The 23,266-nt window shown below is 41.4% G+C and carries 20 protein-coding genes; all 20 read left to right on the top strand.

Annotated elements, in window-relative coordinates; translation table 11 throughout:
- Nucleotides 1-22: 22 nt before the first annotated feature.
- Complete coding sequence (locus PR767_RS03865) at nucleotides 23-565, top strand: fimbrial protein (protein WP_004907632.1); 543 nt, start codon at nucleotides 23-25, stop codon at nucleotides 563-565.
- Nucleotides 566-648: 83 nt separating this feature from the next.
- Nucleotides 649-1,188 (top strand): fimbrial protein, encoded by a 540-nt coding sequence (locus PR767_RS03860; protein WP_004907638.1) that lies wholly within the window; start codon nucleotides 649-651, stop codon nucleotides 1,186-1,188.
- A gap of 74 nt (nucleotides 1,189-1,262) precedes the next feature.
- On the top strand, nucleotides 1,263-3,740 hold the full coding sequence (locus PR767_RS03855) for a fimbria/pilus outer membrane usher protein (RefSeq protein ID WP_110731616.1): 2,478 nt from the start codon (nucleotides 1,263-1,265) through the stop codon (nucleotides 3,738-3,740).
- Between the two features lie 41 nt (nucleotides 3,741-3,781).
- Entirely contained in the window at nucleotides 3,782-4,534 is a 753-nt protein-coding gene (locus tag PR767_RS03850) for a fimbrial biogenesis chaperone (RefSeq protein ID WP_109912784.1), read from the top strand.
- A gap of 10 nt (nucleotides 4,535-4,544) precedes the next feature.
- Nucleotides 4,545-5,159: a fimbrial protein gene (locus tag PR767_RS03845; RefSeq protein WP_117162613.1), complete on the top strand. Its 615-nt coding sequence runs from the start codon at nucleotides 4,545-4,547 to the stop codon at nucleotides 5,157-5,159.
- Nucleotides 5,160-5,161: 2 nt separating this feature from the next.
- Nucleotides 5,162-6,283, top strand: coding sequence for a fimbrial protein (locus PR767_RS03840; RefSeq protein ID WP_004907648.1), 1,122 nt, complete (start codon nucleotides 5,162-5,164; stop codon nucleotides 6,281-6,283).
- An 8-nt stretch (nucleotides 6,284-6,291) separates the two neighbouring features.
- The gene (locus PR767_RS03835; protein WP_004907651.1) at nucleotides 6,292-6,855 is read left to right on the top strand and encodes a fimbrial protein; all 564 of its coding nucleotides are present in this window, start codon (nucleotides 6,292-6,294) and stop codon (nucleotides 6,853-6,855) included.
- Between the two features lie 10 nt (nucleotides 6,856-6,865).
- Nucleotides 6,866-8,536, top strand: a complete 1,671-nt coding sequence (locus tag PR767_RS03830; protein ID WP_272519906.1) for an O-antigen ligase family protein — start codon at nucleotides 6,866-6,868, stop codon at nucleotides 8,534-8,536.
- A gap of 110 nt (nucleotides 8,537-8,646) precedes the next feature.
- A complete protein-coding gene (locus PR767_RS03825) occupies nucleotides 8,647-8,844 on the top strand; it encodes a DUF4762 family protein (protein WP_004907658.1) in 198 nt (65 codons plus the stop codon).
- Between the two features lie 79 nt (nucleotides 8,845-8,923).
- The gene (locus PR767_RS03820) at nucleotides 8,924-9,610 is read left to right on the top strand and encodes a thiol:disulfide interchange protein DsbA/DsbL (RefSeq protein ID WP_227024193.1); all 687 of its coding nucleotides are present in this window, start codon (nucleotides 8,924-8,926) and stop codon (nucleotides 9,608-9,610) included.
- Nucleotides 9,607-10,563, top strand: a complete 957-nt coding sequence (locus PR767_RS03815; RefSeq protein WP_110731620.1) for an ABC transporter — start codon at nucleotides 9,607-9,609, stop codon at nucleotides 10,561-10,563. Before PR767_RS03820 ends, PR767_RS03815 begins: the two co-directional genes overlap by 4 nt.
- Before the next feature lie 6 nt (nucleotides 10,564-10,569).
- Complete coding sequence (locus tag PR767_RS03810; protein ID WP_109912779.1) at nucleotides 10,570-12,774, top strand: peptidase domain-containing ABC transporter; 2,205 nt, start codon at nucleotides 10,570-10,572, stop codon at nucleotides 12,772-12,774.
- Entirely contained in the window at nucleotides 12,771-13,952 is a 1,182-nt protein-coding gene (locus PR767_RS03805; RefSeq protein WP_272519905.1) for an efflux RND transporter periplasmic adaptor subunit, read from the top strand. The genes PR767_RS03810 and PR767_RS03805 overlap by 4 nt, the downstream gene beginning before the upstream one ends.
- Entirely contained in the window at nucleotides 13,952-15,925 is a 1,974-nt protein-coding gene (locus tag PR767_RS03800) for an ABC transporter permease (RefSeq protein WP_109912778.1), read from the top strand. Before PR767_RS03805 ends, PR767_RS03800 begins: the two co-directional genes overlap by 1 nt.
- Nucleotides 15,926-15,927: 2 nt before the next feature.
- A complete protein-coding gene (locus PR767_RS03795) occupies nucleotides 15,928-17,340 on the top strand; it encodes an efflux transporter outer membrane subunit (RefSeq protein WP_210850695.1) in 1,413 nt (470 codons plus the stop codon).
- Complete coding sequence (locus PR767_RS03790) at nucleotides 17,337-18,590, top strand: beta-ketoacyl-[acyl-carrier-protein] synthase family protein (RefSeq protein ID WP_109912777.1); 1,254 nt, start codon at nucleotides 17,337-17,339, stop codon at nucleotides 18,588-18,590. The genes PR767_RS03795 and PR767_RS03790 overlap by 4 nt, the downstream gene beginning before the upstream one ends.
- Entirely contained in the window at nucleotides 18,587-19,396 is an 810-nt protein-coding gene (locus PR767_RS03785) for a MaoC family dehydratase (RefSeq protein WP_109912776.1), read from the top strand. The genes PR767_RS03790 and PR767_RS03785 overlap by 4 nt, the downstream gene beginning before the upstream one ends.
- Nucleotides 19,397-19,415: 19 nt before the next feature.
- Nucleotides 19,416-19,667, top strand: coding sequence for an acyl carrier protein (locus tag PR767_RS03780; protein ID WP_004907686.1), 252 nt, complete (start codon nucleotides 19,416-19,418; stop codon nucleotides 19,665-19,667).
- Nucleotide 19,668: 1 nt separating this feature from the next.
- On the top strand, nucleotides 19,669-20,409 hold the full coding sequence (locus PR767_RS03775; RefSeq protein ID WP_004907691.1) for an SDR family NAD(P)-dependent oxidoreductase: 741 nt from the start codon (nucleotides 19,669-19,671) through the stop codon (nucleotides 20,407-20,409).
- 409 nt (nucleotides 20,410-20,818) lie between these two features.
- The gene (locus PR767_RS03770; RefSeq protein WP_109912774.1) at nucleotides 20,819-23,263 is read left to right on the top strand and encodes a DMSO/selenate family reductase complex A subunit; all 2,445 of its coding nucleotides are present in this window, start codon (nucleotides 20,819-20,821) and stop codon (nucleotides 23,261-23,263) included.
- Nucleotides 23,264-23,266: the final 3 nt, after the last annotated feature.

The following is a 23,266-nucleotide window of genomic DNA, read 5'->3' as shown; positions in this document are numbered from 1 at the left end:
TATTATACAGGATTAAATAATCATGAAATTGAATAAATTTGTAATGGGTGCTGTATTTGCATCAGGCTTTGCTTCGTTCGCAGCAATGGCAGCTTATACGGGTACACCTACTAACGGTACTATCGAATTTTCAGGTGAATTAGTGAATTCTGCTTGTGGTTTAAGTGAAGAATCAAGTCCTGTAAAAGTAAACTTTTATCAGATCCCTGTTTCTAATTTAAAAAATGGTGAGCGTGCAGGTAATATTAAGAAAGATATCGTTCTGCAAGGTTGTGATACTACTGTTGCACAAACTGCAACTGTAACTTACACACCATCAACTATTAACCCTAATGATAATACATTAGCGGCATTCACTTCAGGTACTGCAAGTGGTGCTGGTATTGGTTTAAGAGACAATGGAAATAAAGATGTTGTTTGGGGACAAGCTTCTACTGCAGTTAACTTAACTGAAGGTAAAACTGCTATTCCATTCGTTGCTTATTTAAAATCTGATAATGCATCTAATGCAGTGACTCCAGGTAGCTTTGATTCAACTATCAATTTCAAAATTGATTACCAATAATTTGTAATTGGTTTTATATCAATATGCGGAGTATTTAATACTCCGCATTAATAAAATCTACCAATAACTAAATGGTATTGTCCATGATAATTCGGGTTGCAAAAATAGCACTAGGCTCTAGTTTGTTATGGCCTCTATTAAGTTGGGGAATGACCGGCAATAACACCCCTGGTGATATTGTAATGCAAGGTGAATTAATAGAAGCTTCATGCACGATTGATCCTGAAAGCCGAGAGCTTTGGGTTAATTTTGGGGAAATCAGTGCCCGAGAAATCACGCCTGAAGTCAATATGTTGGTGAGTAAGAATTTTGCTATAAAACTTGTTGGATGTACGTTGCCTTCTAATGACAAAGGTAGTGCATCGCGCGCGCAAATAACCATGATGGGAACCTCTGTTAATGATGATCAACTTTTACAAGTGAGTGGTGATTCAGAAGGGTTTGGAATTCAATTTAGGGACTCTCACGGTGAAATACTTAAACTTAATAGAAAAATGCCGGATTACACATTATTAGAAGGGCGTAATAGATTAGATTTTACTGCAATTTTAGTTGCTTATCAAAAGCATATTAAGGCAGGTGATTTCGCAGGAGTTCTACGATTTAGAATGGATTATTTCTAAAACTAATAATAATTACATATAAAAGAGAATTGAGCTAAATCTCTAGCCTAATGAGTGAATACTGAGTAACTAAAATGATTATTTTAAATGGAAATATAAATAATATAAAAAAACTATTTGCAATATATATTGCAGTACTTTGCTATTCACCAAATATGTCTGCAAATGATCTTGTTGAGTTTAATGTTGACGTATTAGATGTTGGTGATCGTAACAATATTGATTTAACTCGATTCTCTAAAGATAACTTCGTATTTCCAGGAACTTATTTATTGGATGTCTATATTAATGGACAATCATTGTCGCAGCAGAAGGTCACTTATATTACCGATCCTCAAGATAGTGAAAAATCATTAGTCTGTTTTACCCCTAAGCAAATTGAAATGTTAGCGCTCAAAGAAGATGCGTTAAAAAAAATCCAAGCCATATCTCCTGAATGTTCAAATATTTTACCTATTTCAGGTGTTAAAATTAATAATCATGAAGGCAAACTGGATATCACTATTCCACAAGCATGGATGAAATATTCCGATCCTAGTTGGGTGCCGCCTGAGCGTTGGGATTCAGGGGTTTCAGGCCTTATATTTGATTATAACCTGACAGGGTCAATTTCACGTTCTTTGACGACACATACGAATAAGCATTCATTGTCAGCATATGGACAAACCGGGTTTAACTTAGGAGCGTGGCGCTTTAGAGCTGATTATCAAGCTAATTATAACGAGCGTGGTGATAGAAAATTCGATTGGAACCAGTTTTATGCATATCGCCCTCTGATCCACATGGCGGCTAAGCTGACACTGGGTGAAATTTATTTAAATTCTCAAGTTTTTGACACGATTCGTTTCACTGGCTTTAACCTTGCCAGTGATGAGCGTATGTTACCGCCAAATCTGCGAGGATACGCACCACAGATTAATGGTATTGCGAAAAGCAATTCAAAAATTGTTGTAACCCAAGCTGGGCGTGTCGTTTATGAAACGACGGTACCTGCGGGGCCATTCAGTATTCAGGATTTGCAAAGTTCAATTCGTGGAACCCTAGATGTCAAAGTTGAAGGTGATGACGGTGAGGTATCGACTTTTCAAGTTGATACGGCAAATATCCCTTATTTAACGCGTCCGGGCTATGTGCGTTATAACGCTTCGGTCGGTAAACCATCACGATTTAATCATAAGCCTGAGGGGCCAATGTTTGCCACGGGAGATTTCTCTTGGGGGCTGAGCAATAACTGGTCACTCATTGGTGGTCTACTTTTTGCGGGTAGGGATTATACCGCTATATCTGCTGGATTAGGCCGTGATTTATCTGTATTTGGAGCACTTTCTGCGGATGTCACACAATCCATTAGCCGAATGCCAGGTGATAACACGCAAACGGGTTCTTCTTATCGCCTGAGTTATTCAAAGTCATTTGATGAACTTAACAGCACGATTACTTTTGCGGGTTACCGCTTCTCGCAGGATAAGTTTAGAACACTGTCGCAATATTTAGATGAGCGTGAAAACAAATATCTGGGTATTGGCCGTCAAAAAGAGATGTATACCGTAACAGGGAATAAAACTTTTTGGGCTGATGATCCTGATTGGAGAACAACAGTATTCTTAACGTATACCCATCAGACCTTTTGGGACCAGACATCTCAAGATAGATATGGCTTATCTGTGGGTCGAACATTTCGTTTAATGGGCATCAATGGTGTTTCAACCAATATTGCGGCCTACCGTTCTGACTATCGGGGTCGACGTGACGATAGCATTTCACTTTCGGTTTCAGTGCCTGTTGGTGATAGCCGTTGGGCGGGATATGACTTGCAAAATAGTGGTAGTAAGACCAGCCACATGCTGTCTTACAGTGACAATAGGGATATGAATAACTTATGGCGAGTTAGAGCCGGTCGAAGCAGTGATGATCGCGTACGGTTTGATGGATATTATCAAAAACGGACGCAACTTGCTGAAGTTAATACTAATGTCAGCTATCAAGAAAGACAAACGGCATCGATCAACGGGACATTGCGCGGTGGTTTCACTGCTACCAAGCATGGAGCTGCATTACATAACAGTACCGGTACAACGGATACAGCAAGAATTATGGTCGATACCAACGGTGTTGGTGGCGTGCCGTTTAACCATGAAAAAACACGAACTAACTGGGCCGGTATTTCTGTTGTGCCTGATATTGTCAGCTATTACAGCTTCGACACGCGTATTGATGTCGATAAGTTAAAAAATAACGTTGATACCAATAAGGCGATAGCAACATCGACATTAACAGAAGGCGCAATCGGTTATCAGCGCTTTGATGTTGCAGAAGGTGAAAAGCTCATAGCAACTATTCGTTATAACGATACGGTACCTCCATTTGGTGCTGATGTGACAAACGCTGATGGCATTAACATTGCCATGCTGATGGAAAATGGATTGGCGTATTTGATGGCAGTAAATCCTAAAGAAACATTAACGGTATCTTGGGGCGGAAAAGCGCAATGTAAAATTCAACTGCCTGAAAAAATTAATTCGGGTATGTCAGTTTTGCTGCCTTGCCAATAATGTAATGACAGTTTGAAAAAGTATTCTATAAGGTAGAGAAAATGGCGATTCGTATAAATAAATGGGTAGGTGGTTTGCTAGTTATGATGGTTGGCGTAGGGCAATCATATGCGGGTATTTCACTGGATAGAACACGACTGATTATTACAGGCGATGAAAATTCTGCGAGTGCTAATTTATCAAACACCAGCTCAAGTATTCCTTTTCTTGCTCAGTCATGGGTTGAAGATGCCAATGGGAAAAAAATCACATCGCCATTAGTTGTATTGCCACCATTACAGCGCATTAATGGTGGGCAAAAAGGGGTTGCCCGTGTTTCAAAAACAGCCGAGATAGATAAGTTACCCCAAGACCGAGAAAGCCTGTTTTATTTAAATGTGCGCGAAGTTCCGCCAAAACCCGATAAACCGAATGTTTTACAGTTAGCGATGCAATCGCGCATTAAATTATTTTATCGGCCGACAGCCATTATTCCTGAGTCTAAAAGTGCAGTTTGGCAAGACCAAGTCATATTTTATAAACAGGGAAATAATTGGCGTGCTGAAAACCCAACCCCTTATTTTGTGACCATTATTAGCCTTAATAATAAACCGGTGGCAGAAGGTGGAAAAAAACTAACTGATTTTCCAGGGGTGATGATTGCACCTAAATCGCATCTCGATATTAAGGTCAATAGTTCAGGCGAGAGTTTCACCATGATGTATGTGAATGATTATGGTGGTCATCCAGAACTTAAATACAGTTGTAGCGGAAATACGTGTAAAGCGTTACCACCAGAGCAACAGATTCGCTAGGAGTATTGATATGAACATTAGGTGCTTAGGGATCGTGTTATTGGGGCTAGGAAGTTTTTCCGCAGTTGCAGAAATTGCGGATGAAAAGCTGTCCCGCCAAACATTGCTAGACGTACATAGTACTGTGCATTTTACAGGGAGCGTCTATGCATCGCCTTGTGTTCTTGAATTAGAAACACAAGAGCAGTATGTCGATTTAGGTGAAATCAATGCTAGAGAGTTTCATCGTATTGGCGATAGAAGTACTCCTGTTGCATTTAATATTCGCCTCAAAGATTGCCAACGCGGAGCATCCAAGTCATTTGTGAATTCTGCCGGAGAAGCAACTCAAAATGCGCAGCGTTATTACTTGACGGGAGAAAGCGCTGTTTCATTGAGCATTGCGGGAGATACGGATTTTTTTAACCCTGATCTGGTGCGAGTGACAGGTGATATTCGAGGTGCCGGGTTGCGTATTTCTAGTAAAGAACATCAAAACCTAATGGTCAACCAGCCAACAAGTTCATGGGTGATCAAACCTGGCGATAATAACATCACACTTAATGCATCATTGGAATCTACAGCACGGTCTGTTTCGGCGGGAACCTTTAGCGGATTAGTTAGGCTAAAACTGGAGTATTTATAACCATGTTTGTATCCAACAACAAAAAACTAAAAGATATGACTATTGTGGCTGGTTTACTCACAATAGGGGTCTTGCCGTTATCTGCTTTAGGTTATCCTCACGGTTCCGCTATACCGGACGGGGGAACTTATACATTCGAAGCGAGAATGAATAATCAATTACTCGTTAATGAGAAGGATGCAGAAACGGTATTCAATTTTGATGTGGGTAACTGGCCTTACTTTGATATTTACTGCCAAAGCTACATGAATCCAGGAGGGGTTGGGAATACCGGTCCTGATTCAGGAATGACATTTGATTTAATGTCAACTATTCCTACATCAATGCAAAACCCGGGGTACCTGAACCTTAATGAATATTTTGATGTAAAAGTTGAAATTCAAATAGGGGGAAGGGTTGGTCAGAAAGTCACTGTTCCAGTGAAGGATATGTGGAATGGGGGTTCTGACCCAATAGAGTGTAGACCACCGAGTGTTAATAGCCGTGATTATGGTGTCGAGCTACGGACAGGGTCGAGTGGAACAATCACGTTTAGACTGAAAAAACCGATTATTAATGGCATTACCATCAACCAAGCGGAACTGGTGCAGGTTTTTGCTAAAAAAGGCAGTCCAGCGAATGGCAGTACAGCTTATGCGCCAATTCCATCAACTCGAGTCGTTTTAGGGGCAGGAATTATCACGGTTGCTGATGAGTGTACGATTAATGAAGGCAACCCAATAGATATTAATTTTCTTGATGTGGCAAACACGAGTGAACAGTTAAATGGCACTAATTATGCTCAGCCCTTTAAGATCCCAGTTAAATGTACCGGTGGCAGTTTTACGACAGGTGATTTAAATATTAAGCTGTCATTGTTGCCAGGAGCGTCAGGCAGCGCGGATTTTAACCCTGATTATTTCGGTACGTTAAAGAACGGTGTGAAACGCACAAATCTTGGCATTGTGGTGACTGATAATTTGACCGGAACCTTGGTAAGACCAAACCAAGCTTATCAAGTGCCTAATTTTATCAATAACCAAGGCACTTGGAACTTAACGGCTGCGCCAATAGCTGCGCCTGGTAGCAGCGTGGAAGAAGGTGAATTTACAAGTACCGGGACAATTCTTGCTGAATTCCAATGAGGCCGATCATGCGAAATAATAATCAGATAAAGCGTAATAAATATTTATTGTCGATTGGCTTATATTTACTAATCTCAGGGTCGGTGAGTGCAAGTGTGATCCCGAGTAATATGGGAAGCTATTCATTCAGAGGCATGGTTGTTGCTACGCCATGTCAGATAGCGCCGGGAAGTGAGAAGGTCCCTGTTGATTTTCAACAAATTTCGGTTAAAGACCTTTATAAAGAAGGTAAGTCGAAACCTTTAATTTTCTCAATCCATTTAACGAATTGTAATACGACCATATTTAAATCGGTGACAGTGACTTTTAATGGAATTGAAAATAAAAATCTTCCTGACCATCTTGCGATTAGTGACCAAAGTGAGGCAAGCGGAATCGGTATTGGGTTATTAAACTTAAATGAAACACCCATAGAATTGAATACGCCATCATTAGCGCAAAATTTGGCAAAAAATGATACGGAAATTCAATTCAAGGCTTATGTCGAAGCTGAGCCAGAAGCGAGAATTAACGAAACGATTACCTATGGGAATTTTTATAGCACTGCATACTATACATTAAATTATCAATAACGAATGAAACATGATGTTTGCAATCAAAATTAAAGATAATAAAAAAGAAAGTTATCCATGGGTACTTTTAGTTTTTGTCGTTATATTTTTTGGCATTATATTGCATATTTATCTGCCGAATATGGGCGGAACAGGTTTGTCATTGCCATTCAATATAATTAGTGGTTTTTTTATTGCTTTTTTTATTGTGATGATTAGTATTACAAAAATTAAAAATTTAACCTTATACTATTCTAAGTCGAGTAATTATATTACGATTGGGTTAGTCTTATTATTAGGCTTGTGTTTTTTTGCGCCAGAAAATTACCAGCTTAATGCGTACTTGACTGCGTATTGGTTATTGGGGGCGCTGTTTTTTTATCAAGCTTTATTGCAAATAAATATTTCAGAAACTGTATTGAAAATAATTGTTTGCAGTGTATTATTTGCTGCTATTATTGAGAGTCTATATTCAATAGCACAGGTTTTTAATTTTTTTCCGATATCAGGGGATAGGCCATATGGTGTATTCCAACAAGTTAATGTTCTTTCTAGTTTTATTTGTGTTGGTATTGCCAGTGCAATAGGCATGTTTATTTTAATGAGAACTGTCACACGGTATGCGTTTGCCATTATCATTGTGAGTCTCATTTTAATGAGCATGGTATTGCCATTGTCCCAATCATTAACTGGATATTTAAATTTATTATTAATTGTTATTGTTTTTTATTTTTTCGCAAAGTATCATCGTCAATATATTGTTTACTCTTTAATAGCGATTGTTATCGGTCTTATTATTGGTTATGGAATAAAAGTTAGTTTTAATATTTCTGACTTTTCTGAAAGTAAATTACAAACATCACATATTAGATGGGTGCTATGGCAACATAGTTTATATTTATTTAGCGAAAATATTTTATTTGGCTCTGGGGTTGGTAGTTTTGAATCTGTATTTTTAGAGCGTTTTGGTGGTGGTTTGCTAGGAACCAGTGAAAAGGTTATTTCACATCCACACAATGAGATATTGCGTTGGATGGTTGAAGGTGGGTTAGTTGGTATTGCGGCAATATTGTTAGTTATTATTGGTGGTGTGCATCTACTTTGTTCTTCATTAAAAAATAAAAATAACAATTATGTTTTTTTAGTTATTGCGTTACCAATTGTTTTTCATATGATGACAGAGTTTCCATTGTGGCTATCCATACCTCATGGTGTGGTATTGATATTGTTAATACGTTGTGCCGATGTTCCAACTAAAAAATATTCATTGAATAAGTTTGTAGGGTATTTTTCGAAAACAATTATTGCGTTAGGTGGTTTGTTATCCATGGGGTTATTGTATTTTACTTTGCAAACACAGCAATATTTAACATATATAGAAAAAACAGGACAGCAGTATCTTCTTTCAATGAATGAGCCTGATTATAGTGAATGGAAATACTATTTAATCGATGATCGTTACAAATTAGATCTCAATATGGGGTATTTATTACGCTATAACGAGACACAAAACCCTTATTATTTGAATTTATTTTCATCTTGGGCAGAAAACTATTCGCGTTCTTGCCCAGATCTTAATGTTTATTTTTCTTGGATCCTTGTTTTAAATGAATTAGGTGAGAAAGAGAAAACAAAAAGCGTCAAAGAAAAAGCGATTTTTTTATTTGATAATAATGAGAAATTAGAAGGATTGAATTTTTAGTTATTCATGCGGTAATTCGTGTGTTAATTAAAAATCTAAAGGATTTATTGGTGTTAATTATCAATAAATAGGGCGTTTTATTAATTAAAATCTATATTAAAGGAAATAACATGAAAAAGTTAAATGCTATCGAAGCTGCTGCTGTAGTTGGTGGAACAAAACAAGTTTGTACTAATTCTTACGAGAGCATCACTGTTGGTGGTGTTAAATCTTGCCAATTAGTGACCACTTGTACTGATAAGCACGGTAATAAAACATACAAAGCAAAAGCTGTTGGTGCATCAAACTGTGATGTAACAGCTCCATAGTATTAAATTTGATTTTTATTAATTGATACATGGGGAGCTATCCCCATGTATTTTTCGTACCGGAATGGAATTAACTGTTATGAATACTCGTTTTAAACCAATAACTATTACACTTTATACTCTATTTGTTATTATCGCTTCTTCACTCATGACGGTTTTGTTCTATCATATTTTTGTTTTTAATACTTTCTCAAATGATGATGCACAAAGCTCTTCTTTTATTGAATTTAATAATGAACAAGTTCTATTGAGTCCAATAAAAGAAAATAACAGCATCATAGAAGTCCTTTCTTATGGTTGCCATTATTGTGCCGTAAATCATGATAATGTCAGTCAATTCGAAAAAACACTCCCTGAGAACGTCAACTTTAAAGTCGTGCATTTAGCCATGGATAATAATATGGGGCTTGCTGCCTATGCGCCTATTTTTGCGACATTGGAAGAGATGGGGGTGGAATCTCAATACCGTCAGGATCTTTATACCGCAGTTATCAATGATAAGCTTGATTTAGCTAATAAAGATGTCTTAAACCAATGGTTAAAACAGCACAATGTTGATTCAACCCAATACCTAAAAACCAGTGAGAGCCAAGCGGTTCAAGAACGCCTGAAAAACATGCTTGAAATTAGCAAGTTTTATCAAATTACTGGAACACCTGCATTTATTATCAATAAACGCTATGTCGTCTATCAAGACCGTGATTTTGCAGACTTTACTGCTTATATGCTTGAGTTATTAGACAAAAGCAATAAGGAGTTACGGTGATCCGGTTTTGCATTGTCTGGACGGTATTTACAGTGAAAAACTGTTTGATGCCGTTTAAAAAAGGATATCAAAAACTTAATCATAGTGGACTTGCCTTTTTACGGTTGTTATTGCGCCGAGGCTATATCACATCGGTATTATTTGTCTCCAATTTATTATGTCGCGTCGGCTTATTAGGTCGTCAATATCGTAATCGGAATAAAGTCGCCACGGAAAACTTTCGTAGTTTAATGGAAACGAAAGGGCATATTGATATGAGCTGGATAGCTGTTCGACGCTTCATTTTGGAAGAGGCAGCCACATGGGGACAAAACCAAAAAATCATGGCGCAAGTTCGAGTTTGTACCCTTGAACTTGATAGCGTCGTTGCGCCTTTGCACCAACAAAATAACCCCGTTGTACTTGCTCCATTGCATATGGTTTCTGATGTTTTAGCTACCATGGTTGGCGCGGGGGTGACTCCAGGCAATGCGACGGTGGTGGTTTCGTCGAGTGCAGAACAGCAGAAGTATAACGCCTCGGCACGTGAGTTAGGGCAGGTGAATTTATCGTATTGTTCTATTCATCAAGGGAATAAAGTATTAGCTAGCCAGTTAATGACTGCGATGACAGAAGCGGCGACAGGGCAAAAGAATATAATTGTTTTTCCTGATATCACCCCTGATTACACGGTTCAAACAGAAGAAGGGGCGTCGAGCAAATTATCGTGCCATTTATTTAACCGTGCAGCAAAGCTGCACAATGGTGTAGTGCGTTTATCCAGTGCGATTTCGGCACAGGTGGTTTTTTATCATCTGTACTACCAAAACGGTTTAAAAATCAAGGTTTATCCGCCTGTTGCAGCAAAAGATGTTGCAACTCAAATGCCCGCCATCATTGAAAATGCGGTTCGTCATTATCCCAATGATTGGCTTTTATGGCATAGCCATTCACTTTATTTTATTAGCCATTAAATAATAATGAAAAATATTATTCCAAATTTTGTTTCTCAAGAAGAAACCAATGAATGTGGCTTAGCATGTATTGCGATGTTAGCACAAACTCAAGGTCTCAATGTTTCTCTTGAAACGCTGCGAGAGGTGTATCCAGCATCGGATCATGGAACTTCTTTGATTGACCTTTCGTCCATTTTAGCTAATTACGGTGTTGCGACGACACCAGTGCTATTTGAGCACCAAGAGCTCAATAGCTTACCACTTCCCGCTATTTTACATTACGGAGCAAGCCATTTTGTACTGCTTGCTTATCGCAAAGGAAATAACGTGTGCGTGATGAACCCTGCAATTGGGCAGCAGTGGTTACCTTTCTCTGCATTAAAAGCGGAAATCAGCGGTTACGCATTAATTTTAGAACCAGATACTGCGCTGGAAAAAATTGAATCACTCGCACCAGAAGACAGAAATGATGGGACTACAGGGAAAAAAGCCCCTCATGCAATGAGTCTGAAAGAAACCTCAGAAATTCGTGGTGTTTATTGGTTGATGATATTCGCTTTTTTGGTTTCTTTAACGCTATTTTTAATGCCAGCAATGGTGAGCAATGCGATCAACCAAGCTTTTTCCGACGCTAAAAATGCCATTTTCCCTTACGGCTGGTTCATTGTTGCCTTTGTGGTTGCAACACTGTTAGCACTCGGCGTGAGAATACTAAGCGAGCGTTTCGTAAAACACTTTGTGTTGATTAAAAGCGGGGTGGGTTTTTCACGTTTATTGAGTAATCCATTGCGCTTTTTTGAAAAACGCGCCCCCGGGGATGTGTTTAGCCGTTTTGTTGCTTGGCAGGGGGCATTAACCGAAAAAATCGAGCTGGATAACGGGCTACGAACGGATTGGGTTATTTGTGCGATAGCATTAGGTACCATGTTTTGGATTGCGCCCGTATTAGCAGCTATTTCAGCTGCGGGTGTTACCGTGATGGGCTTAATTAGTGTATGGGCGATTATTCGTGATCGGTGGTATACCCAACAGTTACAGTTAAAATCAGCAGAATTAAATGACTTTTTTATGGAGACGCTGCAGGGCATTCTGACCATAAAAACAGCAGGGATAGAAAATCAGCGTAAGGCGCAATTTGCATGGTTAAGCCGTGAATTGTTTACCTGTATGCAACGCAGAAATGTGTATCAACAAATTAAAGATGGCATCTATCAATTAACCGGTAGTTTGGAGATGGTCATTTTTATGTTAGTGGTTTTACCCATGGTGGCCAATGAGTTAATTTCTTTGGGGGATTTCTTTGCTTATAGTTTCTTGCGTCAAATTTTCACCAATTATGTGACGCGTATTTTTTATGCGATTATCCATAAGTCGCAACTGCATATTATTGATACACGTGCCCATTCTTTATTCCCTAAGAAAAGTGAGCAGGACACCGCGCCATTCCACGAAAAACAAGCCGCAGTGCTAGGAAAAGCCCCTCACTTATCTTTCAATGGGATTCATTTCAGTTATGACCCTGCGAAACCGATTTTAAATAATGTGTCATTAGACTTACCTTCAGGTACGCAGGTTGCCATTGTTGGGGAGTCAGGAGCAGGAAAAAGCACATTATTACGGACAATCGCGGGTTTATTCAGCCCACAGCAAGGAGTATGCGAGTCCAACGGTGAGGTTGTCAGTGTGCAGCAGCTTACGCAATTGGTTTGCTTGCAAAGCCAAGAAGATATTTTATTTAATGCGACCGTCTTAGATAACATCACGCTATTTGACCCTAACTTCCGCGAAAAAGATAAAAAAAGAGTCGAAGTGTTGCTTGATAAACTGGCTCTCGGTGCAGTGATTAATCAATTACCTGGTGGGGTTAATGCGTTAATAAGAGAAAGTCATGCGGCGCTGTCACTTGGGCAACGTCAACGTTTGTTATTGGCTCGTTCGTTATACAGTGCCCGTCCTATTTTGTTATTGGATGAGCCCACCGCCAATTTGGATGAAGAAACGGCGAAAATAGTCATGGCGACCATTCAGTCACATTGCCAGAAAACAGGTAAGACATTGATTGTTGTCACTCACAGTGAAGAGCTGGCGGCTAATTTCGATGCACTTTACCGAATAGTTGATGGGAAATTAAGTCTTGAGAACAGCCCTAATAAAGCCCCTTGTGTGACAACAGGTACGCCTCAACCTGAACCTTCTTTGTTAGCGGCAATGGAAGGAACTCCCTCATGACCTCTCGCCACGTAGCACCAAAATTGGGTTTAACGACTCAACGATTACGCATTTTAGGTGGGTTGGTAGCACTACTTGTGCTGATCGTGGTGATCGGCCGTTTTGTTTGGGAATCACCCGCGCCAGCGTTGCATGAAAACGTAATTTTATCGGTGGAACGTGGCGATATTGAAAAAGTTGTCATGGTCACGGGGACATTAAAGCCCTCAATGCAAGTTAACGTAGGGGCTCAGGTTAACGGGCAAATCAAAAAACTGTATGTAAAACAAGGCGACAAAGTAGTTAAAGGGGAATTGTTGGCAGAAATCGACCCAACTATCCAGCAGTCTGAGCTCAAAAATGCAACCGCTCGGTTATCCAGTGCTCAGGCGCAAAAACGGGCTGCAGAAGCGACATTAATACAGTATATCAAAGCCTATCGGCGCCAAGTGGTGATGCAGAGAGATGGCTCTGGTATTCGCAGTGAATATGAACAAGCACAAGCCCAATATGAGGCGCAATTACAGCAGGTTAATGTCAATGAGGCGTTAATCACGCAATCAGAAATGGACGTGCAAACTGCACAAGCTAACCTCAATTTTACACGGATCATCGCGCCGATTAGTGGCGAAGTACTGGGTATTGTGGCGAACGAAGGGCAAACCATCGTTTCTTCACAGACAGCACCGACCATTTTAGTGCTGGCGAACCTAGATAAAATGCAGGTTCAGACACGAATTTCGGAAGCGGATATTCAAAAAATTCGCCCAGGCCAACCCCTCACATTCTATGTGATTGCGGACCCTGAAACGCACTACGAAAGTACCATGGGGTATGTTCAACCCATTCCTCCCGAAGCGCTTGATGAAAATAACAATAATTCTGGGGGGCAACAGAACAGTGCAATTTATTACAATGGAACATTTGAGGTTGATAACGCCGATCGTGCATTAAAGACATCAATGACAGCGCAAGTATTTATTCGTGTTGCACAAGCGAAAGATGCGTTACGACTCCCCGTTAGTGCACTAGGGCGAGCGGTAGGTGCAAACCAATATGAAGTGACCGTGATCAACAATGAAAAACCGGAAATTCGCACTATCAAAGTGGGGATTAATGATCGCCATTTCGTCGAAGTACTTGAGGGGATTAGCGAGGGTGAACACGTTGTTATTCAATCAGATAATGTGGCGAGTTAATGATGGCGACGACACGAAATGTATCTTTTACCCGCCCCCTGATTGAACTTCATCATGTTTACCGTGAGTTTTCAGCAGGTACGCAAACTATTCCTGTTTTGAATGATATTTCGCTATCAATTAACCAAGGAGAAATGGTCGCTATCATTGGCGCATCAGGTTCAGGTAAATCGACTCTGATGAATATCATTGGTTGTTTAGATAAGCCTTCTCAAGGAGAAGTGTTTATCAATGGGATTGCGGTTCATGAGGTGAACAGTGACCAACTGGCGGAATTACGTAGCCAATATCTTGGATTTATTTTTCAACGTTATCACCTGATGCCCTACCTGACTGCAGAGGAAAATATTGCTATCCCTGCTTTGTATACGGCAATGCCAGAAGATGAGCGGAGCGCACGAGTTGCTTTATTAGCAGAAAAGTTAGGGTTACAAACACGCTTGGATCACAAACCTTATCAGCTATCTGGTGGGCAACAGCAGCGTGTTAGTGTTTGTCGCGCCTTGGTCAATGGTGCACAAATAATTCTTGCAGATGAACCTACAGGGGCATTAGATAGCGCCAGTGGCCATGCATTGATGGATATTTTACATCAGCTTCATCTCGATGGGCACACTGTTGTGATTGTGACCCACGACCAAAATATCGCTCAGCAAACTCAGCGAATTATTGAAATTAGTGATGGAAAAATTGTTTCTGATAAGCAGAACCAAGCACAGACAGACACAAAACAACGGCACCAGCTTCCTTCTGTTGAAGATAATGGCCGTGCATCGGTGTGGCGCAATATTATTGAGTCCATTCGTATGGCATGGCGGGCCTTACTCGGTCATCGTATGCGTGCATTTTTGTCGATGTTGGGAATTATCATTGGTATTTCTTCTGTGGTGTCATCAATGGCCGTGGGGGAAGGTGCAAGACGCTCCATCATGGATGAAATCGGGAAGCTTGGTAGCACGACACTGGAAATTCGCCCCGGTACTGGGTGGGGGGCAAAGCGGCCTGATATGGAGCGAGCGTTATCGTTAAATGATGTTAAAAGCCTAAAGCAACTGCCATGGATTGAGTCTGTTTCTCCCGTCGCGAGTAGCATGACGATGGTCGTTAATAAAGGCTTGGATAACTCCATCATGCTTAATGGTGTTTCAGAAGAGTATTTTGCGGCACAAGGGTTTCAGCTTTTACATGGCAGTTTATTCAGTACGCTCGATATGGCTGACAGTGAGCCCGTTATTGTATTGGATGAAGGAAGCCGAGAAGTACTTTTTCAGCCAGAAGAAGAACCGTTAGGGCAAATTGTGCAGATTGGCCATTCACCATGGCGAATTATTGGTATTGCCCGTAAACCGGGGCCCAAAATGTCGAGTGGCTTTGTTATGGGATGGGTACCTTACTCATCGTTACAGCAACGTGTGGTCGGGGACAAACCTATTGAGTTTATTTCACTGCGCTTCCCTGAAAGCTTAACCTCTCAGCAAGCTGAATTACAGGTTGAGCGTTTGTTATTACGCGAACATGGTAAAAAGGACTTTTTTATTCAGTCGGATGACCAACTCGCCAATGCATTACAAAAAACATCCGATTCTATGTCATTACTGATCACTTCGATTGCCGCTATTTCCTTATTGGTTGGCGGCGTTGGGGTGATGAATATCATGTTGGTTTCTGTAACGGAACGAACTCATGAAATCGGGATCCGCCTTTCCGTCGGTGCGCGTCCTCAAGATATTATGAACCAATTTCTGATAGAAGCTGTGATGATTTGCTCGCTTGGCGGCTTAATTGGTATTGTCGGTTCATGGTTAACGGGGTGGATTTTCTCTTATTTCACCACTGAATTTACGATGGTGTTTACTCTGTTCCCTGTTTTATTAGCGTGCGGTTTCTCTGCTTTAATTGGTTTGGTTTTTGGTTATTTTCCTGCCCGTCGAGCTGCCAAACTCAACCCAACGGAGGCATTGGCACGCGAATGAATATCAAATCACTTTATATTATTTCTGCTTTATTTTTGCTTAATGGCTGCGGCAGTTTTACGCGTACCGAATACCAACGCCCTGAACTCACATTGCCTCAGAAGTGGGATGATAAAATACGCCAATCTGGTGCGAATGACGTGATTACGTCAGTGCAGGGGGGGAATGTTGCTGGAAATTGGTGGGATAAGTTTAAAGATCCTCAGCTATCCCAACTGATCAATCAGGTACTAGAAAATAATAATGACTTAGCTACCGCGGCAATTAAATTAAAGCTTGCGCGAAGTACTGCTGGGTTAGCAAATACCAATATAACCCCGGATTTCTCCCTTGGCGGCTCAGCAAGTAATACGAAATCCATTCGCCATGGCACTTCCCCTCAAGAAAGCTATAGCTCAAACCTAACCTTAAATTATGAAATCGATTTATGGGGAAAACTGGCACGTATTCGTGAAAAGAATGAGTGGGAAGCTATAGCAACCGAACAGGATTACCATGCAACAGCATTAGTGGTTATTAATACGACAGCACAATTATATTGGAATATTGCGCTGTTAAATCAACAGATTGATAACCTGATAGCAAGCCAAAAGATTGCAGAAAAAAGTCAGCAGCAAATTAAGTCATGGTATTTGGCAGGAAAAGTTAGCCAGCTGGATTTTTTACAATCACAGCAAACGGTGATTAGTCGAAAAAATGAATTGCGACGACTCATTAAAGAGCGTGATAGTTCCCGTAATGCATTAGCACTATTGTTAAACCGCCCTGCAGAGCAACATGTGCGTGAGCTTAGCGCACTTAATCGAAATCAACGGATTGAAATTCTTAACGCGACACCGTTGGCCGTATTAGCACAGCGGCCGGATATTCAAGCCGCCGAGTCACGTTTACGTTCCGCGCTTGCTGATTCTGATGCTGCTAAATTGAGCTTCTACCCGACACTGTCTTTGCAAGGTGCGCTTAATGCGGGTAGCCAGCTGTTTTCTCAATGGTTTAGTGACCCGACACGGGTTGTTGGGGGTTCGATTTCTTTGCCATTTATTCAGTGGAACACAGTGAAATTGACCATTGAACAATCCGACTTACAAGTGCAACAAGCTGCGGTGGCATTTCGTAGTGCAGCTTATACCGCCTTGTCAGAAGTCGATAATGCCATGGAAGCCCGTTTTGCCGCGGATGAAATTCGTCAGCAATTGCAACAGTCATTATCACTTAGCCAGCAGCGACTAAAACTAACTAACAGCCGTTACAGAGCCGGTGCTGTGGATTATCAAACACTGCTTAATGCGCAAGATGACCTTTTAACTATTGAGAACTCATTAGCGCAAAATCAATACGATTATCTTTATGCAACGCTACAACTTTGGCTAGCACAAGGTGGCGGTAGCGCTCGACAGGAGGACAACCCATTATGAACCAAAAATCTCACTTTAAACGCGTTGTTGTCACAGGCTATGGGGCTGTCACTCCTCTGGGTGATACGGCTTCGGCATGTTGGCAAGCAATTATGGATAAAAAGCTCGGTTATCGTTACGTTGATAAAACCGCGCAAAATATCCACAGTCATTTTTTAGGGCTTATTGATAATGAACCTAGCTTAAAAGGGGTTCCCGCGGCTATTCGTCGTCGTTTACCACGCCATACGCGTTTAGCCTTGGGGGCAGCGCGGGAAGCCATGGATATGGCCTTCGCAGGCACGCCATTAACTGATTTTTATGACCCACTGATGTGCGGTGTCATTATGGGAACAGGATGGGCAGGGCTTGATGAAAGTTATATGTCAGTAAGTGAATTTGAAGCGACAGGGATGACCTCGCCTTTCAACTGTTTTTATGCAATGCCAAATGTGACAACGGCGGCTTGCAGCCAGTTTTGGAATTTGCGTGGATATCAAAATACCACCATCGCGGCTTGTGCGACAGGCACTATTGCGATTGGTGATGCTTTTGAAGCGATTCGTCATGGACGAGCCGATATGATGCTCGCTGGTGCAGGGGAGTCCTTGCGGACAGATTGTGCTGTATGGAATATCGATGTTCTTGGTGCTTTAACACGTGAAGCGGAAGACCCGACTCGTGCCAGTTGCCCATTTAGCGCAGATCGCAGTGGTTTTGTCCTTTCTGAAGGTGCGGCCGTGTTGTGTTTAGAAGAGCGTGAGAGCGCTATTTCTCGTGGCGCCACCATTTTGGGCGAGATTACAGGGTATGCGAATTTTTCTGATGCCTTTGATTTTACATCACCAGCAGAAGATTGTGTTGCCCGAGTGAAAACCATTGAAATGGCTTTACAACAAGCGGGAGCTGCTCCTGAATCTCTCGATTATATCAATGCCCATGGAACCTCAACGGCTCTTAATGACTTAAATGAAACAGAATCATTGAAAAAGGCATTAGGTGCGGCAGCTTACCAAGTCCCAATATCCAGTACGAAATCCTATACGGGACATTTAATTGCCGCTGCTGGCAGCTTTGAAACCATTATTTGCTTGCAAGCGATGGCGCATGGTGTGATGCCTGCAACTGCGAATTTGCACCACTCGGACCCGCAATGTGACCTCGATTATATCCCTAATGAACACCGCATTGGTGAAGTTAAGCGTGCATTAAACCTGAGTTTTGGTTTTGGTGGGGCAAATGCGGCACTGATTTTAGAGAAAGCGTCATGAGGACTTTACGCTATACCCTTGAGGATGCAAAACAGTGGGCCTCATTTTCTGGTGATGATAACCCGATTCATTTCGACCTTGAATGGGTCAAAGCAAAGGGTGGAGATCAACTGAGTGTGCATGGCATGCGTGCATTACTCGATGTGAAACAATTCGCGAGTGAATCATTAAATCATCCATTATTGGCTTCAAAAGAGGTTACCGCCCCTGAGTTTATCAAATGTGTTGTGCGACTGCGTAATCCCCTGTGGAACGATAAAGATTATCAATTAGTTGCACGAAATAAAGCGGGGTCTGTAGCTTTACTTTCTTCTGATACACAACAAAATTGCTTAACTTGCCAATTGTCGAACAGTCCTCCACCTGTATTACATGAAATCGCCAATGAGATAACGATTTCGGCCGCAGAGATGGTGAAATTGCAGTCAATATTTTCTCAGTTTTCCAACGAAATGTATGAATGGCAGTTTATTGACGCAGTTTTGTTCTGGTACTTAATTCATGATAGCTCGTTATTTGAACAACAAGAGATCGCACAATGGCTGCCGGTCGGCTCAACATTGAAAGATATTTTTTGCCGTTATCCTATCGTACAAACCCATCAAGAGGTGGTGTTTGACCGTGAACTTCTGACTAAATGGGTTCCTATCACCTCTCCTGAGCCTATTTACCTACGTATTTTGCCGGCCTTAGTGATCGCCGATAGTGAGAGTGGTCGATTAGTGAGTATTAGTATCGCTGCTCGTTACAGAGAAAAAATAATAAATAATTCAATAACATTGAAAGTTAATTCAATAACTCAATAAGAATGCAAGGATAAAACAAATGAGCCAATATCAAGAAATTTATACCAAAATTAGTGACATGATCTGTGACGCAAAAGATTTAGAAGCAGAAGAGCTGAATGCGGAGATGACTTTAGTCCAGTTAGAGTTCGATAGCTTAGATTATGTTGAACTTATGGTGCTGGTTAAACGTGACTTTAATGTTGCTTTAGATGCGGAATTTTTCCTAGAACATCCAGAAATTTCGGTGAAAGCGTTGTGTGAACATATTGATAAGGAGTCGAAATCTTAAAATGGCAAATAATCAATGGATACTCGTGACGGGAGGAAGCCGAGGAATTGGACTTGCACTGGTTAGCGAATTGCGACGCCATTGGAATGTGGTTTTTACTGGGCGTAGCGTTGATGGCGTTAATGAAACTCAAGCGAATCTTGAAAACCCCGATTTAGATACATGGGTGAAAGGATCCCCGTGTGATGGTAAAAATGAAGCCCAAGTTGATGCGCTTTCTAGCTCGTTATTGGAACAATTTGGAGCGCCTACGGCGATTATTCATAATGCGGGTATCACTAGGGATGCCTTACATATTCATCAAGATGCTGAAATCTGGCGAGACGTGCTAGAGAACAACGTCATTTCCGTGATGAATTGGCACCGTAAATTATTACCTGCCATGTTGATGGCGGGGAGTGGCTCAATCGTATTGATGTCATCAATTACTGGGTTAAAAGGCAATATTGGTCAAACAGCTTATGCGGCGAGTAAATCGGCGATGATGGGATTGACGCGTTCATTGGCTCATGAAGTTGGGCGTTTTGGATTACGTGTGAATTGTATTGCTCCGGGGCTTATTGATAGTGATATGACCCGCGCAATGCCTGAAGCTAAATTAAAAGCTATGTGCCAAAACATCCCTTTACGTCGCTTAGGGCAACCTCAAGAAGTGGCAGAGCTAGTTGAATTTTTGATTGGTAATAACAGCCAGTACTTAACCGGGCAAACATTGGTTTTAGATGGTGGGTTAACGGCGTAATTGCCAGTTTTGAGTGCTGTTAAAAGAAAAAAGTCACTAGATAAGGTTAGTTTCTATGTTTCCCCTTAAACGCTTTAGTCAATTTTCGTTTAAGGGGATTTTTTATGGATAGAGACTCGGAAATAAATGAAAAACAGTAAACTCAAGTTAAAGAAGAATGGAATTATATTTATTTCAATTTAATTCATAATTAAATATTAAAAATAATTATTTTAATTTTAGTCTGGCTTGAATGACTCGATATAACGTATCAAAACCACACAATTTGTATTGGATTGTTGATCGTGCACAATACCCCACGGTGCCTCGGTTATAGAATGGTAATTGGAAGTTGATAAATAAATTAAAGATAAAAATAAATTTCAGAAAACCATTTTAAAACGCTGAAGCAATGTAAAGTGAGGCAGATATGAGTAAAGCATTATCTGAGGGAGTACTCCAATCGGAGATCAGCCGCAGGAAGCTAATGCAAACCAGTACCGTCGGGGGACTCGCACTTGCAAGTGGAGCGCTAAGTTTACCTTTTAATAGTGTTGCTAATACCAGTGAAACCGCATCCAAAACAACCATACCTGAAGAGAAAATAGTTTGGAGCGCATGTACTGTTAACTGTGGGAGTCGCTGCCCACTGCGTATGCATGTGGTTGATGGTGAAATCAAATATGTCGAAACCGATAATACCGGAGATGATGTTTACGGCAATAATCACCAAGTTAAAGCCTGTTTACGTGGTCGCTCAATGCGCCGTCGTGTCTATAACCCTGACCGCTTGAAATACCCAATGTTGCGCGTTGGGGCGCGTGGTGAAGGTAAATTCAAACAAATCAGTTGGGATGAAGCCTACGATCTAATCAGTGGTAACCTAAAACGAATTATTGCCGATTATGGTAATGAAGCAGTGTATTTGAACTATGGTACTGGCACATTAGGTGGCACAGTCGCACGTTCATGGCCGCCAGCGAATTCACCCATCGCCCGTTTGATGAACTGTATGGGCGGCTATTTAAACCATTACGGAACTTACAGTACGGCACAAATCAGCTGTGCAATGCCGTATACCTATGGTAGCGGAGCGGGTAATAGCGTTTCCGATATCGAAAACTCAAAGCTGGTGGTTCTCTTCGGTAACAACCCTGCAGAAACCCGTATGAGCGGTGGTGGGATTACTTATCAATTAGAACAAGCTCGTGAGCGTTCTAATGCAAGAATGATAGTGATCGACCCGCGTTATACTGATACAGCAGCAGGGCGTGAAGATGAGTGGATCCCAATCCGCCCAGGAACAGACGCCGCATTAGTGGCAGGGATCGCCCATGTGTTGATCACTGAAGATATGGTTGATCAACCCTTCTTAGACCAATATTGTGTAGGTTATGATGAGAAAACCCTGCCAGCAGACGCCCCAAAAAACAGTCACTACAAGGCGTATATTTTAGGCCAAGGGGATGATGGCGTAGAAAAAACACCACAATGGGCTGCGCAGATCACCGGTATTCCGGCTGATAAAATCATTAAACTCGCGCGTGAAATCGGTTCTGCAAAACCTGCGTATATTAGCCAAGGTTGGGGGCCGCAACGTCATTCGAATGGTGAACAAACCGCACGTGCGATTGCGATGTTACCGATTTTAACCGGTAATGTTGGCATCAATGGTGGTAATACAGGGGCTCGTGAAGGGAATTATGATATTCCATTTGAGCGGATGCCAACGTTAGAAAACCCAGTCAAAGCAAGCATTTCCGTATTTTTATGGACTGATGCAATAGAGCGCGGCCCAGAAATGACCGCAACTCATGATGGCGTACGCGGCAAAGATAAACTGGATGTTCCGATTAAGTTTATTTGGAACTACGCCAGCAACAGCTTAATTAATCAACACTCTGATATTAATAAAACGCATGACATTCTTCAGGATGATAAAAAATGCGAAATGATAGTAGTGATTGATAACCATATGACCGCCTCAGCGAAATATGCGGATTTAGTCCTACCAGATTGCACCGCCTCTGAACAAATGGATTTTTGTTTGGATGGTGCCGCCAGTAATATGGGGTATGTCATTTTCGCCAGCCAAGCTATCGAACCGCGTTTTGAGAGTAAAACAGTGTATGAAATGTGTACACAAATTGCGCGTCGCATGGGCGTTGAAGAGAAATTCACCGAAGGGCGAACCCAAGAAGAGTGGCTACGCCATTTGTATGAAATCTCACGACAAAAGTTACCTGAGCTACCTGATTTTGAGACATTCCAGCAGCAAGGAATTTATAAAAAAATGGACCCGCAAGGGCATTTTGTAGCACACAAAGCCTTCCGTGAAGACCCTATTGGTAATCCATTAAATACCCCGTCAGGAAAGATTGAGATCTATTCATCTCGCTTAGCGGATATTGCGAAAACATGGACTCTAGCGGAAGGTGATTTGATATCAGCACTTCCAATGTATTCCCCAGGCTTTGAAAGCCATGATGATAAGCTCACCGAAAAATACCCACTGCAATTGAGTGGTTTTCACTATAAATCACGAGTTCACTCCACCTACGGTAACGTTGATGTGATCAAGGCGGCTTGTTTACAAGAGATGTGGATCAACCCTATTGATGCAAAACGTCGCAATATTAAAGATGGCGACATGGTACGAATTTACAACGATAGAGGGGAAGTACAGATCACTGCCAAAGTGACTCCACGCATCATCCCAGGCGTTGTCGCAATGGGGGAAGGGGCTTGGTACGCACCTGATGAAAACAAGGTAGACCATGGTGGTAGCCTAAACGTCCTGACGACTCAACGCCCGTCACCGTTAGCGAAAGGTAATCCGCAACACAGTAATTTGGTTGAAGTGGCAAGGGTATAGGGG

It is taken from the genome of Providencia sp. PROV223 (genome assembly GCF_028479245.1).
Lineage (GTDB): Bacteria > Pseudomonadota > Gammaproteobacteria > Enterobacterales > Enterobacteriaceae > Providencia > Providencia rettgeri.
The sequence above is the reverse complement of the archived record's forward strand: the minus strand, read 5'-3'. Positions and strand labels throughout refer to the sequence as shown.